Genomic DNA, 2,251 nt, shown 5'->3' with positions numbered 1-2,251 from the left:
CAGCCCAGGAGTACGCCCAGTCGCTGGACCCCTTGCCCTTGATGGGCAGGAGCGCGTGCGCGATGCGGGGCCCGAGGTCTCGGGCGGGGTTGATCGCGTACCCGGTCGGGCCACCGAGGCTGGCGCCGATGCCGACCACGATGAGTGCGACGGCGAGCGGCCCGAGCCCGGACGGCGTCTTGCCCGAGATGACGACGAAGAACACGAGCACGAAGGTCGCGATGACCTCGGTGATGAAGTTCCAGCCGTAGGAGCGCAGCTCCGGCCCGGTCGAGAACACCGCGAGCTTGGTGGCGCCGGGCGCCTCCTGGTCGAAGTGCTTCTTGTACACGATGTAGGCCAGCACCGCGCCGATGATGGCGCCGATCATCTCCGCGGCGAAGTAGATGAACATGTTGCCGACGGTCGGCTCGATCGTGGCGGTGACCCGCCCCTCCGGCCCGGTGAGCGTCGCGAACGGCGACTGCGCGGCGTAGAGCCCGATCGTGACGGCCGGGTTGAGGTGCGCGCCCGACTTGTACGCGGTGAAGACACCCGCGAAGACCGCGAGGCCCCACCCGAAGTTGATGAGCAGCCAGCCGCCGTCGAAGCCCTTGGATCTCGGGAGCACCACGTTGGCGACGACGCCGGCGCCCAGCAGGATCAGCGTCGCGGTCCCGAGGATCTCGGACCAGAACGCTTGCATGATCAATGAGTCCATCGTCGGATCTCTTTCTCTTGAGGGACCACGTTGTCCTCTCCGGGTCGGAGAGAGCCCGCGTCGGGCGGAGCGCCCCGCGGGAGGCCGGCCGGACGTCCGGCCGGGGTCGGGTCAGCCCCGCAGGGGCTGCATGGCGGCGACGTCGGTGGCACGGAGGCGTACGGCCTCCGCGGTGGCGTCGTCGGGCTCGTGCTCCGCCGCGTCCTCGGCCTGGGCGCGGGCGGTGTAGGCGTCGATCTCGGCCTGCTTGGCCGCGTCGTCCCAGCCGAGCAGAGGGGCCGCGATGTCGGCGATCTCGGGCAGCGCTGCCAGTCCGCGGTCGAGGACCTCGTACACGAGGCGGGTGCGGTGCAGCAGCAGGTCCTCGAGGTGCAGCGCGCCCTCGTGGCTGACGCCGAAGTGGATCTCGGCGCGCAGGTACGCGGGGGCGTGCTCGAGCGGACGGGCCAGCGACGGGTCCTGCTCGCACAGGTCGACGAGCTGGCGCAGCGACGAGCCGTAGCGGTGCAGCAGGTGGTCCACCATCTGCGGCTTCCACCCGTACTTCGCCGCCCAGGTGCGGGCGAGGCGACGGGTGGCCTGCAGGCCGACGGCGCCCAGCAGCGGAATCTGGTGCGTGATCGACGGCAGCGCGGTGGCGCGCTGGCCGATGGCGAAGTCCACGGCGTCCTTCGCCATCACGCGGTAGGTCGTGAGCTTGCCGCCGGCGATGACGGTGAGGCCGGGCACCGGGCTGGCGACGGTGTGCTCGCGCGACACCTTGGCGGAGCTGGTGCCCTCCTTGGTGCCGGGCTGCAGCAGCGGGCGCAGGCCGGCGTAGGTGCCGATGATGTCGTCGCGGGACAGCGGGTGGGCCAGCACGGCGTTCGCGTGGTCGAGGATGTAGTCGATGTCCTGCGCGGTGGCGACCGGGTGGGTCGGGTCCTGGGTCCACGGGGTGTCCGTCGTGCCGACCACCCAGTAGCGGGACCACGGGATGACGAACAGCACCGACTTCTCGGTCTGCAGGATCAGGCCGACGGTGCCCTTGATGCGCTCGCGCGGGACGACGATGTGCACGCCCTTGGAGGCCAGCACCCGCAGGCCGCCGGTGTCGCCGGCGAGCGCCTCGGTGTCCTCCGTCCACACGCCGGTGGCGTTGATGACGTGCCGGGCGCGGACCGTGATCTCCTCGCCGCTCTCGAGGTCCGTGAGGACGGCGCCGTTCACCGCGCCGGTGGCGCCCTTGGTGAGCGCCACGACCTGGGTGCGGGACGCCGCGTGCGCGCCGTAGCTGACGGCGGTGCGCACGAGCGTGGACACCAGCCGGGCGTCGTCGACCGACGCGTCCCAGTACTGCACTGCGCCGATGGCGGCGTCGTGCGCGAGGTCGGGGAACTTCGTCGACATCCGGCGGCGCGACAGGTGCCGGTGCAGCGGCATGGCGCGACGCCCCGGGGCGAGGGACGCGAGCGTGTCGTAGAGCGCGATGCCGGCGCCCACGTACGCGCGCTCCCACAGCCGGTGCTCCAGCGGGTACAGGAAGGGCACGGGCTTGACGAGGTGCGGGGC

2 protein-coding genes are annotated in these 2,251 nt (G+C 71.8%); both read right to left on the bottom strand.

Translation table 11 applies throughout. The annotated features are described in order from the left end of the window. The coding region (locus tag ACFWEK_RS21000; RefSeq protein WP_430555296.1) for an MIP/aquaporin family protein at positions 1-685 on the bottom strand (685 nt) is incomplete at its 3' end. Positions 686-811: 126 nt separating this feature from the next. Then, positions 812-2,251, bottom strand: a 1,440-nt coding sequence (locus ACFWEK_RS20995; RefSeq protein ID WP_430555295.1) for a glycerol-3-phosphate dehydrogenase/oxidase, incomplete at its 5' end; no start/stop codon positions are given.

Origin of the sequence: Isoptericola sp. NPDC060257, from assembly GCF_042726645.1 — a bacterium.
GTDB classification, from domain to species: Bacteria; Actinomycetota; Actinomycetes; order Actinomycetales; family Cellulomonadaceae; genus Isoptericola; species Isoptericola nanjingensis.
This window is presented reverse-complemented; position numbering and strand designations above follow the sequence as displayed.